Genomic DNA, 14,748 nt, shown 5'->3' on the forward strand with positions numbered 1-14,748 from the left:
TGTATCTCCTGATTTGAATGCAGGAAACTCGTTCTTTGCGATTACCTGCTCTTCAACAAATTTTACTAAATCCATGATTTTAAGCTATTAAGCCGACTTTTTGTTGTTTAAAATCGGACTGCAATATTAGGAAATTTATTTTATAAATAAAAGGGAATTTTGTTTTTTTCCACATTCTTTTTAAAATTCACATCCCTGATCTCCACTGAAGGCCTTCTTCAGGGAAGAAAAATTCTTTGTTATTCGCCCTTGAATAATTGTGCAAGGCTTTTTCCTCTGGTTTTACCATTGATCAGTGTACCACTTTCAATCCCAAATAATATTTCAAGCTGTTTAACTTTTTCGTAAGGAATGTCCTGGCGGTCACCTACTTTTATTCTCCGGTAATTATGAAATGTATTCATCGATACATCCAATATCTGAGGTATCATCTTCATCGCAAATTTGTATTCTCTAATCGTCATGTTGTCTAAGAAAGCATTAATCTTATACTTTTCGATTTTTTCAACCATCTCTTTTGAAATTTATTTTGATCCTTTACATCATCCTGAAACCATCTTCAGAAACCGATGTCGTAAATATATAAATAATTACATTTAAAATAAAATAAATGAAAAGAATTTACTTTATTCAGAAATGAAAAGAATTCAGTGTGAGCGAACCGAGACGAGATATAGGCAATAGAAAAGGAATTACAGCGTTTAATCTTCCAGCAAATCCGGCCGGAGGCGTTGCGTACGGGCCAATGCCATTTCATGCCTCCAGTTATTGATCTTAGATTCATGACCGCTCAATAGAATCTCAGGAACAAGATGACCTTTCCAGTCGGCAGGGCGGGTATAAATTGGAGCGTCCAGCAGTCCACCCTGAAAACTGTCAGAGAGTGCTGAGGTTTCATCATTCAGTACGCCTGGTATCAACCTTACGATAGCATCTACAAGAACTGCAGCAGGGAGCTCACCACCTGACAACACATAATCTCCTATAGAGATCTCCCGCGTCACATAAATATCCCTGATCCGCTGGTCTATTCCTTTGTAGTGACCGCACAGAATAATCACATTTCCCAGACCAGAAAGCTCATTGGCCATCGACTGGTTCAGTGTAACTCCATCCGGGCTCATAAAGATGACTTCATCGTACGTTCTCTGCGCCTGTAAGGCTTCAATGCATTTAGCGAAAGGTTCTATAGACATTACCATTCCGCTGCCTCCACCGTACGGATAATCATCCACACTACGCTGCTTGTTGGCAGAGTAATCCCGCAGGCTGTGAACCACGATCTCTGCAATGCCCTTAGTCTGGGCTCTCTGAAGAATTGAATGCGCAAAAGGACTTTGCAGCAGGTCTGGTAAAACGGTAATGATATCGAAACGCATACGTTTAAAATTAATTAGACAGGTATATATCCAGCAATCCGTCGGGAAGGTCAACCAGCAGGGTACCTTCATCCTCATCGATCTCAATGATCATATCCTCATTTAAAGGGAACATGATTTCCTTATTCTGGTATGTCACGGTCGCTACAAACTGCTGTGGATACTCATTGATCTCAATAATCTCTCCAAGCTCACCAATAGTTTTATCCGTCACGATAAACCCTTTCAGGTCATTGTAATGAAATTCATCATCAGAACGGTCCGGCATTTTGGTCAGCGGCAGATAGATCTTTTTTCTCAGCAAAGGCTGAGCCTTGTCGATATGATCTATATCATCAAAATAAATATTGCAGGTATTGTTGGGCTGCATTTTGTAAACCGATACAAAAAACGGCACCATTTTACCATTGATATCTGCAAATACCACATCCAGGTCAAGCAGACCAGGCTCATCATATTCGAAATACAGCTGTACCTCTCCCTTTAATCCTTTTGTTTTGGTAATATACCCAATATAAAATGCCTCTTCGTGTGTCATCCTGGTGGTCAATTATTCTTTAAATAAAAATAGCGAAGAAACCATTCAGATGAATGGTTTCTTCGCTATGATTAAGAATTACAAAATACTATGCTTGTTCTTCTGTGTTTTCTTCTGTTGCAGGAGCTTCAGTTTCTGCAGTTTCCGCTTCAGCTGCAGGAGCTTCTTCTTCAACTACTTCTTCTTCAACAGGTGCATTTTTGATAGCAAGAGCAGCAGCACGATCAGCGTTTTTCTTCGCTTCAGCAGCAAGAGCGGCTTTTTTAACTTCATCCTTAGATTTAGTCAGACCGTCTTTTTTACCTTCGATTTTACCGTCTTTTGCGCTTAACCATTCTGCAAATTTAGCATCAGCCTGTTCAGCAGTTAAAGCACCTTTTTTCACACCACCTTCTAAGTGTTTTTTGTATAGAACACCTTTGTAAGAAAGAATTGCGCGACATGTGTCAGTAGGCTCAGCACCTTTGTTAACCCAGTCTAATGTTTTTTCGAAATTGATTTCGATAGTTGCAGGATTGGTGTTTGGGTTGTATGAACCTAAACGCTCAATGAATTTACCATCTCTTGGTGAGCGGGAATCCGCTACCACTACGTGGAAAAAAGGTTTCCCTTTTTTACCGAATCTTTGCAATCTGATTTTAGTTGCCATTCTTTTATAAGTTTATGTATTCAACATAGTTCCCGGAGCTACATGCTTGCGGGGACGCAAAAGTAAGTAAAATACTAATGATTAGCAAGATGCCGCGATTTTAAATTCAATTATCATGAATTTAGCGGCGAATTGAAGAATTTCGCCTTTAATAAGCTGTTTATCCAACTTTATAACCGCGTCTCCCCACAATATCCTGATCACCAACTTTGAGCATGTAGACAACTGGCAGCAGGTACTGGATAGGTTGATGTAAATTTTAAAAAGGATGACTGGTTCCAATGCTGCATTTGCTGAAGCAAAAAACGCAAGTCATTGAAACCAGACACGCTTTAAATAAAAACCAGAAAATCTTAACTTAATTACAGCGAAAGAATCTCTACAAGTTTCAGCCAGACAGGGCTTACTTCTTCAGCATCAATATGTTTAATAGCATGGTCGAACGGTGTAAAAATGATCTCCTTATTGACCTGCCCCACCATTTTACCAGACTCCCCGTTCAGCAGTCCTTCCACTGCAGAAACACCAAAACGGCTCGCCAGCACCCTGTCCATACAACTCGGCTTGCCACCACGCTGGATATGCCCCAGCACAGAAACCCGTATATCATATTGAGGAAACTTCTCTTTAAGCACCTCTCCTACATTAAAAGCACCACCTGCATCGTCTCCTTCTGCAACAATAATAATCTTCGAAGCCTTATCCTTACGCCCATATTCCAGTCTGTCGATCAGTCCCTGCACACCCATATTGGCCTCGGGAATCATGATTGCTTCTGCACCTACACCAATACCGCTTCTCAGTGCAATCAGGCCAGAATCACGGCCCATAACTTCAACAATGAAAAGTCTGTCGTGCGATTCCGCAGTATCCCTGATCTTATCAATCGCATTCACTACAGTATTAATCGCCGTATCATATCCAATTGTGAAATCTGTCCCCGCCAGGTCATTATCAATTGTGCCCGGCAGACCAATTACCGGAATATCATATTCCAGAGAAAACAGGTTGGCACCAGTGAAAGTCCCGTCTCCGCCAATTACAACCAATGCATCAATATTATGTGCCTTCAGCTGGTCAAATGCTTTCTTCCTGCCTTCAGGCGTCCGGAATTCATCACTCCGTGCAGTTTTCAGAATTGTTCCGCCGCGTTGTATTATGTTCGCTACAGACTTCCGCTCCATCGGAAGAAAATCACCGTTGATTAATCCTTCATATCCTCTGTATACCCCAAAAACGTTCAATTCGTAATAAATCCCGGCTCTTACTACTGCCCTTATGGCAGCGTTCATTCCCGGTGCGTCTCCACCTGATGTTAATACAGCAATGTTTTTAATCTTGTTCATTCTTTGTTATTTCTTGGATGCTTTAAATTTATCGAGTCCGCTTTGTAAATAAGCAGCGTATAGTTTTGCGTCAAAGATCGCACCCTGTGGTGAAACCAGCGGAACCAGGTCTGGTCCGGCCATTACATAAAAAGGCTGTGAATTGGAATTGTAGTTTGTGGCCTGGAAATCCCCGTTCCATCTGCCAAGATCATCAGTGGTGGTACGCAGGATTTTTGAATAATGAACTTTATCAGCCGGCATTTTAACAGAACGTTCATCCACATATAATTGTATGAGTACAAACTCATCTTTGATCAGATGACCCACTTCAGGGTCTATCCAAACTTTATCTTCCATTTTACGGCAGTTTACGCAGGCATGTCCGGTAAAATCTATCAAAACAGGTTTACCCACCTTTTTAGCATAAGCAAGCCCTTCATCAAGATCGAAAAATGCATTGAAACCATGCGGCGGATGTAGAACATCATTGTATTTTACAGTCGCCGGAAAAGACGAGGATGCAGCAGAAGAACTTTCGCCTGCGCTACTCCCGAGGATAAAATCCTGTGTATTTAAGGGGGGAGCTATACCACTCAGGATATTCACAGGTGCGCCCCAGAGGCCGGGCACCAGGTACATTGCAAATGAAAAGGAGAATATAGCGAAGAAAAGCCTTGGCACGGTTACGTACGGCAGGTCGCTGTCGTGAGAAAACTTGAGTTTCCCGATGATATACAATCCCATAAGCGCAAAGATTACAATCCATAATACCAGGAAGATCTCCCTGTCAAACCAGTCCCAGTGCCAAACCAGGTCAGCCGCCGAAAGAAATTTTAATGCCAGGGCAAGCTCCAGGAAGCCAAGGCATACCTTCAGGCTGTTTAACCAGCCGCCTGACTTAGGCATGCTGTTTAAGAATCCCGGGAATACCGCCGAAAGTGTGAAAGGAAGTGCCAGCGCCAGGGCAAAGCCAAACATCCCTATTGCTGGTGCAAGGATTTCTCCTTTAGAACTTGCCTGAACAAGCAATGTGCCTATAATAGGCCCTGTACAGGAGAATGAAACCAGCGCAAGTGAAGCCGCCATAAAAAATATACCACCCAGACCTTTACTGTTATCTGCCTTCTGATCAATCTTGTTCACAAAAGAACTTGGCAAATTGATCTCAAATGCGCCAAAAAAGGAAATTGCGAAAACAACAAGCAAGATGAAAAAGACAAAGTTAAATGTACCGCTGCTGCTGAGTTCATTTAATTTGGCAGAACCAAAAACCAATGTAATAAATAACCCGAATGCTACATATATAATAATGATAGACACACCATAGATCAGCGCCTGTCCTATTCCTTTAGCTTTACTGCCTGCCCTTTTGGTAAAATAACTTACCGTAAGCGGCACCATCGGGAAGATACAAGGCATCAGAAAGGCGATAAATCCACCTATGAGCCCCTGTATGAATGTTTGCCATAAAGTTTTTTCCTGGTCAGATGAGGGCCGCTGCTGTATAGCAGCAACAGTTGCTGCAGACTTTACCGTGTCTTTTTGCAGGGTATCCTGTTTAATCCCGGCATTTGCAGCACTGTCAGCCGCAGAACCGATCTCAGTGAATTGAATATCCTCTGCCACAGCGGTTGAATCCTGCTGCTGAGTAAATGCAAAACTTTGTCCGGGTTGCAGGATAAAGGCTCCAAGTATCAGGGCAAACATTAAAATTAACTTCTTCATTTTAGTATTATTTATTTACACAACCTGCTTGCGGCAGTATTTTGCTGTCAGTTTCTTTGAGGCCGTGAAATTACTTATAATTTCTTGTTTAAAAAGTTTTGGGGCCGGCCGTATTTATTATTTTACTGTTTATGGATATTCATCCCTCCGCCAACAAAAAGAGCCCCGGGGTTTCCGGGGCTCTGATAGAAATATTAGTCTCTCTTATTTCACCTGTACGGCGAATTTGATTTCATCCGGTGGAAGGCATCTCGACTCGTCACATACCATGAACTCTATTGTTCCGGTAACGGCAGCTGTAGGTTTATTCAGTTTGATTTTTTGCTGAAAAACAACAGACTTCTCAAAATATCCCACATTCATATCAAAAACCTTTTCGAACTTCGAAAGTGGTTTTGGTTCTGTGGTAGTCCCCACCTTGGTAAATTCCTTAGACGGACTAAATTTAATGGTTGTTTTAACGGGTCCTCCCGGTTTTACATTCTGTGAATAGATATGCCATCCATCCTGAATTGTTGCCTTGATATAGACTACGGCTTCAGTACTGCTGATTTTTTTCTGCGCATAAGACCATGTTACCGGCGTTTCGATCTGAGCTGAGGCTCCCAGAACGGTGAACAATAACATTGCAAATACTAAGGTTACTCTTTTCATGGTTACTTGTTTTGGTGTTTTTTATTTATTCGGTTGGTTAATAAATTCTATTTCTTTAAAATTATACGTCATTACTCCTTCTTCGGTTTCCATATTCAATAATCCAGTATCACTCACACCTATTATCTTACCTTCGATTATCTCGCCATTTTGTCTGTAGGCGGCCTTAACATTCAGCCGGTAGAGAAAGCTTAAATACTCTTCCCCCAAGGTATTATAATTTCCTGCTCTTAATTTTAAATAGGTCACTTCTATATGACTGCAAATTTGTGTCAAAAGCGATATTAAATTAACATGCTCGTGTAAAATTTGACAGATCGACCCTGCACGGCTCTCCAGGCCTGCTTCAAAGACCTCCTGGTTAACATTGATCCCTATTCCAATTATACAGGCTTTGATCCGTCCGCCAGATACGATATTCTCTATCAGGATCCCACCCAGCTTTTTAGCCCCAAAATAAATATCGTTGGGCCATTTGATGGTTAACCCCTCCCCGATGATTGGCTTCAGTGCACGCTGAATGGCAACGCTTACAGCCATGTTTAGCCTGAATTGTTCAGCAAGGTGTAGAAATGCCGGCTGCAGAAGAATACTGAAGGTAAGATTTTTTCCGGGTTCGGCCAGCCAGTTGCTCTCTACCTGCCCTCTTCCTGCAAATTGATTCTCTGCCATAATAACAGTTCCCTCGGGTAATGGCTCGGAATTTGACACCATCCTTTTCAAAAAGTTATTGGTAGAATCAACTGCTGATAATTTGATAAGATTTTGACCAACAAATAATGTTGAAAAAGTGTTATTTTGCAATAGTTGATTTTATAGTAGTTATTTATCAAAAATAAAACATTTTAATGGTAAAAAAGAAATTAGTAAACCTTTCTACCTACCTTTCAGAAATAGCCGTTCATGGCATGCAGGAAAAAAAGGGACATGATATTGTCCGTCTGGACTTAAGAGATCTAAATAGTTCTGTATCAGATTATTTTATAGTTTGCAACGCAGATTCTTCAACCCAGGTGAAGGCTATCGCAGATAGTGTTGAAGATGAAATTTACAAAAGCACCCAATCCACGCCCTGGAGAAAAGAAGGGTTAGAAAATGCAGAGTGGATAATATTAGATTATTTTGACGTGGTTATTCATATCTTCAGAACCGAGAAAAGAGATTTCTACGGAATCGAAGATCTTTGGGGAGACGCACAAACGACCAGCTACCAAAGCGCATAACCTTACAACCTTATACATTTTTTTGAATAAACGATGAAAGAGAAAGAAAATACAAAGCCCAAATTAATCAAGCGGATACCAAATATTCCGAAAAAACCCCAAAAGGGTTCTAACTTCAATATATTCTGGGTATACGCTGCTATCATTTTAGGGCTTGTCCTGGTTTCGGTGCTGTTTACAAACGACACCAATAAAACCATCGACTACCGTGAATTTGAAACAACTATGCTTCAGCCAGGTGATGTGCAGAAGATTGTTGCCTATAAATATGAAGACCTCGTAAGAGCTGATGTATTTATCAAGCCAGACCGGTTAAATCAGGAGAAATACAAAAAATATGAGACCAAAAGCAATTTCGGATCAGCCGGTGGCCCTACAGTATCGTTTACTGCCGGCTCTATGGATGCCCTGGACAAACAGCTGAAAGATTCTCAGAGTACAATTCCTGCTGAAAATCAGATTCTTGCTGTAAAAGAAACCAGACAGAGCACATTTAACTCCTGGTTTTTCACTGTGATTATCCCCGTTTTATTGTTTATCGGTTTCTGGATATTTATCATGCGGAAAATGGGTGGCGGCGCAGGCGGTGGCGGCGGTCAGATCTTCAATATAGGAAAATCTAAGGCTACACTGTTCGACAAAGAAAGCCAGGTTAACGTAACATTTAATGACGTTGCCGGCCTGGAAGAAGCGAAACAGGAGGTAATGGAGATCGTCGATTTCCTTAAAAACCCAAAAAAATATACTAATCTCGGTGGTAAGATTCCTAAAGGCGCATTGCTGGTAGGATCTCCGGGTACAGGTAAAACATTACTGGCAAAAGCTGTTGCCGGTGAAGCACAGGTTCCTTTCTTTTCCCTGTCGGGTTCCGACTTCGTAGAGATGTTTGTAGGGGTTGGTGCTTCCCGTGTACGTGATTTGTTTAAGCAGGCTAAAGACAAGGCCCCTTGTATCATCTTTATTGATGAGGTGGATGCTATTGGTCGTGCCCGTGGAAAAAACAGCATGATGGGCGGTAATGATGAACGTGAAAATACTCTGAACCAGTTATTGGTAGAGATGGATGGTTTCGGAACAGATTCAGGAATCATTATCCTTGCTGCAACCAACCGTCCTGATGTATTGGATAGCGCATTGCTACGTCCCGGAAGGTTTGACAGACAGATTTCTATCGATAAACCAGACCTGGTAGGCAGAGAGCAGATCTTCAAAGTGCATTTGAAACCTATTAAAACTGATGTGGTTGTAGATGCTAAAAAACTTTCTGCACAAACTCCTGGTTTTGCCGGTGCCGAAATTGCAAACGTTTGTAACGAAGCCGCATTAATCGCCGCCAGAAGAAACAAAGAATCGGTAGACATGCAGGATTTCCAGGATGCAATTGACCGGGTAATCGGTGGTTTGGAGAAGAAAAATAAAATCATCTCGCCTGAAGAAAAACGCATAGTTGCCTACCATGAAGCTGGACATGCTATTGCCGGCTGGTTCCTGGAACACGCAGATCCACTGGTAAAAGTATCTATCGTTCCCCGTGGTGTTGCAGCCCTGGGTTACGCACAGTACCTGCCTAAAGAGCAGTTCCTGTATACTACAGAACAGCTTACGGACGGCATGTGCATGACCATGGGAGGCCGGGTTGCAGAAGACCTTGTTTTTGGCAAGATCTCTACAGGAGCACAGAATGACCTGGAAAGAATCACAAAACTATCTTACGCAATGGTGACCATTTATGGTATGAATACAGCTGTAGGGAATGTCTCTTTCCATGATCCGCAAAACGAATACAACTTCAACAAACCTTATTCTGAAAAAACGTCAGAGTTAATCGATGTTGAAGTCCGCAAGCTGATCGGTGATGTATACGAAAGAACGATGCAGTTACTGGTAGATAAAAGGGAAGGTCTTGAAAAACTTGCAGCTAAACTACTGGAAAAAGAAATCCTGTTCCAGGCAGATCTGGAAGAGATCCTGGGTAAACGCCCTTTCGATAACCGTACAACATATGACGAGTTTGTAAACGGTACAGGTGATCAGAAACCTGCGGCCGAAGGGCTTGTACATGAAGGTGTTGGCGAAACAACAGACCCTTCTGCACCTATTAATCCTGCCCAGGCAGAATCTTAATCATTTATTTTATGGAGCTATCACCCCAGGGTGATAGCAAATCCATTTTTTATGCAAGAGAATATTTCTTCAAAGGAGTTGATGTTAAAAAAGATTAGGAAAGCTCTGCTGGAAAAAAGAGATAATCCCTATCCTAATTTAGAGGAAACACCCATCTATAAAGAAAACACCGAAATTCCGGAAATCTTATTTGCCGAACAGCTCACTGCTGTGTCTGGCAATTTTATTTTCTGTGAAAACGGTGTTGATTTCATTGAAAATATCCTGGAGCTTGCAGATAAGTTTAAATGGAGAAAGATCTATTGCTGGGAACCTGATTTACAGAACCTCCTTGCTACTTACGAATTTCCCTTTTATAAGACCGATAAAGACTTTGAAATGGCCGAGGTTGGAATTACCATGTGCGAAGCATTGATTGCCCGTAATGGATCTATCCTGCTTTCCAACCAAAACGAAGCCGGAAGAAGGCTGAGTATATTCCCCCATCACCATATCGTTATTGCCAGAACCGGTCAACTGGTGATGGATCTGAAAGATGGGTTCAAGCTGATCAAAAATAAATATGGGGCTCAAATCCCATCAATGATCAGTACCATAACCGGTCCCAGCAGGACCGCAGACATCGAAAAGACGCTTGTTCTGGGCGCACACGGGCCAAAAGAATTGTTTGTATTCCTGATTGACGATTTTTCTTAAAATTTTTATATTCAAGAAATTAATCATAGGTTTATACCAAATACCAAAACAGTCTACGGTTCAATACAATGAATAATAAGCAGCTTTTTTCAGTAATCGCAGGTACAGGATGTTACATACCGGATAACATTATTTCAGGCGAATCATTCTTAGACTCTATCTTTTACGAGAACGGAGCCATCATTGAAAAGAACATCACCGAGATCATTACCAAGTTTTCAGAGATCACAGAGATCATGGAACGCCGGTATATTGATGACAATATGATCAACAGCAATATTGCAGCTATAGCCGCCCATCGCGCAATAGAAGATGCCGGTATTGATAAAGAAACAATCGACCACATTATTTTCTGTCACAACTTCGGAGACATTGAGAAAGGAAGCAACCGAATGGATATGCTGCCTGCTCTTGCTGTTAAGGTGAAGAAACAACTGGAGATCGTTAATCCGGACTGTGTGGCTTATGATATTATATTTGGTTGTCCGGGATGGGTGCAGGGCTCTATACAGGCCAATTATCTGATCCAGAGCGGAGATGCAAAAACAGTGCTTGTCATTGGTGCGGAAACACTTTCAAGGATCATTGATCCGCATGACCGCGATAGCATGATCTTTTCTGACGGCGCCGGAGCAGTGATCTTCCAGGCACAGGAATCTGATGAACCTACTGGGATCATAGCTCACAAAACGAGTACCTATGCAGGCAACTGGGCTAATCTGCTGGTAATGGGGCCGAGCGGTAATCCTACAGTTACTGACGGCAATACTTATCTTAAAATGAACGGCCGGAAATTGTATGAATTTGCTGTGCTAAATGTTCCTCAGGTAGTGAAAATGGCAGTCGACAAAGCAGGAATCGACATCACTGATATCAAAACTGTGTTTATTCACCAGGCAAACGGGAAAATGGACAATGCGATCATGAAGAGACTATTCAAATTGTATGACATGGATACTGTGCCGGACAATTTAGTACCTATGACTATTTCATGGTTAGGAAACAGTTCTGTGGCAACAATTCCTACCTTACTCGATCTTGTGCGCAAAGGCCAGGTAGAGGGATATGAAGTTAAAAAGGGAGAATATGCTGTTTTCACTTCGGTAGGCGCAGGAATGCACATTAATGCATTTGTGTATAAATTTTAATACAGATAATTTTTTATTGCTTTAAGTTGTTTATTTTTGAGTAAACAGTTAAAGCCATGAAAAATACAATCGTTATAATTGCGGCAATAGTTTTATTATCGTCATGCAAAGCTTATCAGCTGAGTACAATCGCCAGCACTGGCCTCCGTATTGATTCAACAGGTGTATTCAAGTTAGAAAATGATTCCCTCGCCCTGAGCTATAGTTTCATTGGAGAAAATGAGCCGCTCAACATAGAAATTTTTAATAAGCTCAACGAACCTATGTATGTCAACTGGGCCAAATCTGCCCTGATAGCGGCAGATAAAGCCTACACTTATGCAAATGATATCATCAGTATAGAAGGGAGCACCTCATCATCAAGCTTCCAGTATGGCAGGGGGGGCAGCACCTTTAGTGACGGCTCTATCTCGGCAAGTGCAAAACTGAACCAGCATGAAAGTTTTATTCCCCCGCATTCCAAAATTACACGCACAATTTACGTCCTTAAAAATCTTGAGATAACCACATTGCCGAAATCAGACTTCCGCAAAACATTTTTAAACTATGATGATGGTTCAGGACAGGCACCGGCAAAAAGAGCTGAATACGATGCATTAAATACCCCGCTAAATTTTAGAAGTTACCTGACGCTGTATACAGTAGACGAAAACAAAACTAAAACATTCACAATGGAGCAGAAATTTTATGTTTCCGGAATGATAAAAACTAATGCCAGTCCAGAAAACCTATACGAGTTTAAACATAACCGAGGTGATGTTATCATCAACAGCAGGCCCACCGGATTTGCAAAGACGATGGCTGTTGCCGGACTGGTTGGGGCAGTAGGTGCACTTACTTCCGCTGAAGCGGCCTTAACTGATAATAAAAAGCCTGAATGATTAGTCTTTTATTCTTTTTAGGGCCTCTTTTGCCTGGGCCTCGATACTGTTCTCATATTCATGATCCTTCATATTGACAGCCTGGTTGAAGCTGGCTTTCGCTCTGGCTCCATTGTTCCTTTTCATGTAAATTTTTCCCATATTCAAAGCTGAAGTTGCTGCGTAATAATACTTCAGGCTTTTGCCGAAATTGATGGCATTCTGATAGTTCAGCAAAGCAAGGTCGTCTTTTTCAAGTGCATCATATATTCTTCCGGCACGGTAGTAAAATTCAGCCTTATCTTTGGTATTTTTATAATCCCCAGCATTATGTCCGGATAAAGTTTCCAGGGCCTTGTTATAATAACCACCATCAAACAATAATCTGGCTTTTAGCAATTCGGCATTGGGGGCAGGAACGGAGGCTTCGTTCATCGCCTGTTTATCCCTTTCCCCATAAGTATAACCTACACCTCTAACTTTACCCATGTACGCATTATAAGCTCCCGTGTCGCCATTTAATAAGGCTACCCATGACAAGTGAAGGTTAGCGTCTTTCACGTAATTTACGCCTTTATTTATAGCCAGGAATCTTTTAAAATTTGCGGAGGATGAATAATCGAGTCTATTCAGCTTTGCGGTTCCCATCAGCAGTTCCAGATAAGGGAATGGCTGATAAGCTTCTCCCGATGGGCGGTTTGTCAATATCGAAATAGCCTCATCATTGTGTGCATTTCTGGCACAGACATAAGCCTGCAGATAGGCTTTAAGCAAACTGCTATCGGCTATCCTGGCAGTATATTTCATAGTTTTTGCATAAGCATCAGGCGAATGCACGATGTCTGACAATACAAAGGAATAGTAAAATACGACTTCTTCATAAAAGGGCTCATAGGTAGACCGGGGCAGGTTCTGCGCCAGGTTATCAAGCATTGAAAGGCCTTTCTGTACATCTCCTTTTATGCCGAATGTAGATAATGCAGTCTTTAGGATACCATCCGGCAGGTTACCCAGAAAAACATTGATCAGACCTATGCCTTTGCTGTTGAGATGAAAGCCCGGATATTTTTTGCTGTTCTCCTGCAACTGCGAATTTGCCTTTCTGATTTCCCTCGCAGCCGTAAAAAACTCACCGTAACGGCTTCTTAGAAGGGCCCATTGCAGGTTAATCTCTGCCTGGGCATACAGATAGTAGGGTGAATTGCTTTCCTCCTCGCTGATCTGATCCAGCCGGCGGGAGCGCTCATCCTTCAGACGTTCAAAATCCTGCTTATTCTCTGAGGTGATCAGGTAAAAATAGTCAGCATAATTTTCCAGAAGGGGGACAATTGCATTTTTAGGATGTGTTCTTTTCTCGGTGGCGATGAGCTGGCGGGCAGCATTCAGTTTCAGCTCAAAGATCAGCTGATAGGCCCTGAGGCAATTCGCATTGAAATCAAAATTGGCAAGAACTGTATTTGGAAGAATGATAAAAAGGCAGAAAATTGTAGTTTTTATCAGCAGAGTAAAACTCCTTTTAGCAGGCATATATTAATAATTCTAGAACTTAACAATACCATTAAACGCCTGAAACAGGGAGATTGTTTTATACAACAAACGGCCAGGTATAAACCTGGCCGCTATTCTAATATCTTTTTGCTGATTAAGCCGGAACTGATTCCTGTGTTAATGCCTCATCAACTAAAATTCTGCCGCAGTGTTCACATACGATGATTTTTTTGCGCTGACGAATATCAAGCTGACGCTGAGGAGGGATCTGGTTGAAACATCCCGAGCAAGAGTCACGGTCAATCGTAACAACTGCAAGTCCGTTTACCGCATTTCCTCTCAACCTTCTGTAAGCGACAAGCAATCTGTCTTCAATGCCCGCTTCTGCTTTTTCAGATTTTTTGGATAAAGCAAGTTCATCTTTCTCCGTTTCGGCAGTGATCGTTTGCAATTCCCCTTTTTTAATGTCAAGATCACCTTTCCTTGATTCAAGATCAGCTAATGCTTTCTCATAAATCTCAGTTTTCGAAGCGATTTCAAATCCGTGCTCTCTGATTTTCTTTTCACAAACCTGGATCTCTAAAGACTGGATTTCCACTTCTTTTGTTAAAGCATCGTATTCACGATTATTTTTTACCTCTTTTAATTGCGTATCATACTTTTTAATCAGGTTCTGAGATTCCTTGATCATGTTTTTACGCGTTACAATAGCGTCTTCGGTTTCATCCAGTTCAGCTTTGAATTTTTGTATACGCGTTTCCAATCCTGCAACCTCATCCTCTAAATCAGCCACTTCCATTGGCAATTCACCACGGATCTGACGTATTTTATCAATTTTTGTATGAAGGGTTTGTAATTCGTATAAAGCTTTTAGCTTTTGCTCTACAGTTTGTTCCATTAAATGAAATAATTTATGGGGTTTGTATTATGCTCCGT

15 protein-coding genes and 1 pseudogene are annotated in these 14,748 nt (G+C 41.6%); 5 read left to right on the forward strand and 11 right to left on the reverse strand.

Going from position 1 to position 14,748, the window contains the following annotated elements; all coding sequences use genetic code 11:
- The 9 genes and pseudogenes from ABWY16_RS07395 to ABWY16_RS07435 form a co-directional block, all read right to left on the reverse strand.
- Nucleotides 1-75: pseudogene (locus ABWY16_RS07395) on the reverse strand (50S ribosomal protein L19); the annotation flags it as partial.
- 164 nt (nt 76-239) lie between these two features.
- Nucleotides 240-437: a hypothetical protein gene (locus tag ABWY16_RS07400; protein WP_353904005.1), complete on the reverse strand. Its 198-nt coding sequence runs from the start codon at nt 435-437 to the stop codon at nt 240-242.
- 264 nt (nt 438-701) lie between these two features.
- Nucleotides 702-1,379, reverse strand: a complete 678-nt coding sequence (gene trmD / locus ABWY16_RS07405; protein ID WP_353904006.1) for a tRNA (guanosine(37)-N1)-methyltransferase TrmD — start codon at nt 1,377-1,379, stop codon at nt 702-704.
- Nucleotides 1,380-1,389: 10 nt separating this feature from the next.
- Nucleotides 1,390-1,917, reverse strand: coding sequence for a ribosome maturation factor RimM (gene rimM, locus ABWY16_RS07410; RefSeq protein ID WP_353904007.1), 528 nt, complete (start codon nt 1,915-1,917; stop codon nt 1,390-1,392).
- An 88-nt stretch (nt 1,918-2,005) separates the two neighbouring features.
- Nucleotides 2,006-2,566: a 30S ribosomal protein S16 gene (locus tag ABWY16_RS07415; protein WP_353904008.1), complete on the reverse strand. Its 561-nt coding sequence runs from the start codon at nt 2,564-2,566 to the stop codon at nt 2,006-2,008.
- 362 nt (nt 2,567-2,928) lie between these two features.
- Nucleotides 2,929-3,912, reverse strand: coding sequence for a 6-phosphofructokinase (gene pfkA / locus ABWY16_RS07420; RefSeq protein WP_353904009.1), 984 nt, complete (start codon nt 3,910-3,912; stop codon nt 2,929-2,931).
- A gap of 6 nt (nt 3,913-3,918) precedes the next feature.
- Complete coding sequence (locus ABWY16_RS07425) at nt 3,919-5,619, reverse strand: protein-disulfide reductase DsbD family protein (protein ID WP_353904010.1); 1,701 nt, start codon at nt 5,617-5,619, stop codon at nt 3,919-3,921.
- 204 nt (nt 5,620-5,823) lie between these two features.
- A complete protein-coding gene (locus ABWY16_RS07430; protein ID WP_353904011.1) occupies nt 5,824-6,273 on the reverse strand; it encodes a protein-disulfide reductase DsbD domain-containing protein in 450 nt (149 codons plus the stop codon).
- Nucleotides 6,274-6,294: 21 nt separating this feature from the next.
- Entirely contained in the window at nt 6,295-7,077 is a 783-nt protein-coding gene (locus tag ABWY16_RS07435) for a biotin--[acetyl-CoA-carboxylase] ligase (protein WP_353904012.1), read from the reverse strand.
- A 44-nt stretch (nt 7,078-7,121) separates the two neighbouring features.
- Between ABWY16_RS07435 and rsfS the strand changes: the two genes are divergently transcribed.
- From rsfS to ABWY16_RS07460, 5 genes are all read left to right on the forward strand, one after another.
- Nucleotides 7,122-7,496: a ribosome silencing factor gene (gene rsfS, locus ABWY16_RS07440; protein WP_353904013.1), complete on the forward strand. Its 375-nt coding sequence runs from the start codon at nt 7,122-7,124 to the stop codon at nt 7,494-7,496.
- A 33-nt stretch (nt 7,497-7,529) separates the two neighbouring features.
- Nucleotides 7,530-9,620: an ATP-dependent zinc metalloprotease FtsH gene (gene ftsH, locus ABWY16_RS07445; RefSeq protein WP_353904014.1), complete on the forward strand. Its 2,091-nt coding sequence runs from the start codon at nt 7,530-7,532 to the stop codon at nt 9,618-9,620.
- Nucleotides 9,621-9,671: 51 nt separating this feature from the next.
- Nucleotides 9,672-10,316 (forward strand): LutC/YkgG family protein, encoded by a 645-nt coding sequence (locus ABWY16_RS07450; RefSeq protein ID WP_353904015.1) that lies wholly within the window; start codon nt 9,672-9,674, stop codon nt 10,314-10,316.
- Nucleotides 10,317-10,384: 68 nt separating this feature from the next.
- Complete coding sequence (locus ABWY16_RS07455) at nt 10,385-11,464, forward strand: 3-oxoacyl-ACP synthase III family protein (RefSeq protein ID WP_353904016.1); 1,080 nt, start codon at nt 10,385-10,387, stop codon at nt 11,462-11,464.
- Nucleotides 11,465-11,520: 56 nt separating this feature from the next.
- The gene (locus tag ABWY16_RS07460) at nt 11,521-12,345 is read left to right on the forward strand and encodes a hypothetical protein (protein ID WP_353904017.1); all 825 of its coding nucleotides are present in this window, start codon (nt 11,521-11,523) and stop codon (nt 12,343-12,345) included.
- On the opposite strand, the gene ABWY16_RS07465 is transcribed toward ABWY16_RS07460, so the two are convergent.
- A complete protein-coding gene (locus tag ABWY16_RS07465) occupies nt 12,346-13,851 on the reverse strand; it encodes a tetratricopeptide repeat protein (protein ID WP_353904018.1) in 1,506 nt (501 codons plus the stop codon).
- Between the two features lie 115 nt (nt 13,852-13,966).
- On the reverse strand, nt 13,967-14,710 hold the full coding sequence (locus tag ABWY16_RS07470; protein WP_353904019.1) for a zinc ribbon domain-containing protein: 744 nt from the start codon (nt 14,708-14,710) through the stop codon (nt 13,967-13,969).
- Nucleotides 14,711-14,748 lie beyond the last annotated feature (38 nt).

Origin of the sequence: Pedobacter sp. (assembly GCF_040513095.1) — a bacterium.
GTDB lineage: Bacteria > Bacteroidota > Bacteroidia > Sphingobacteriales > Sphingobacteriaceae > Pedobacter.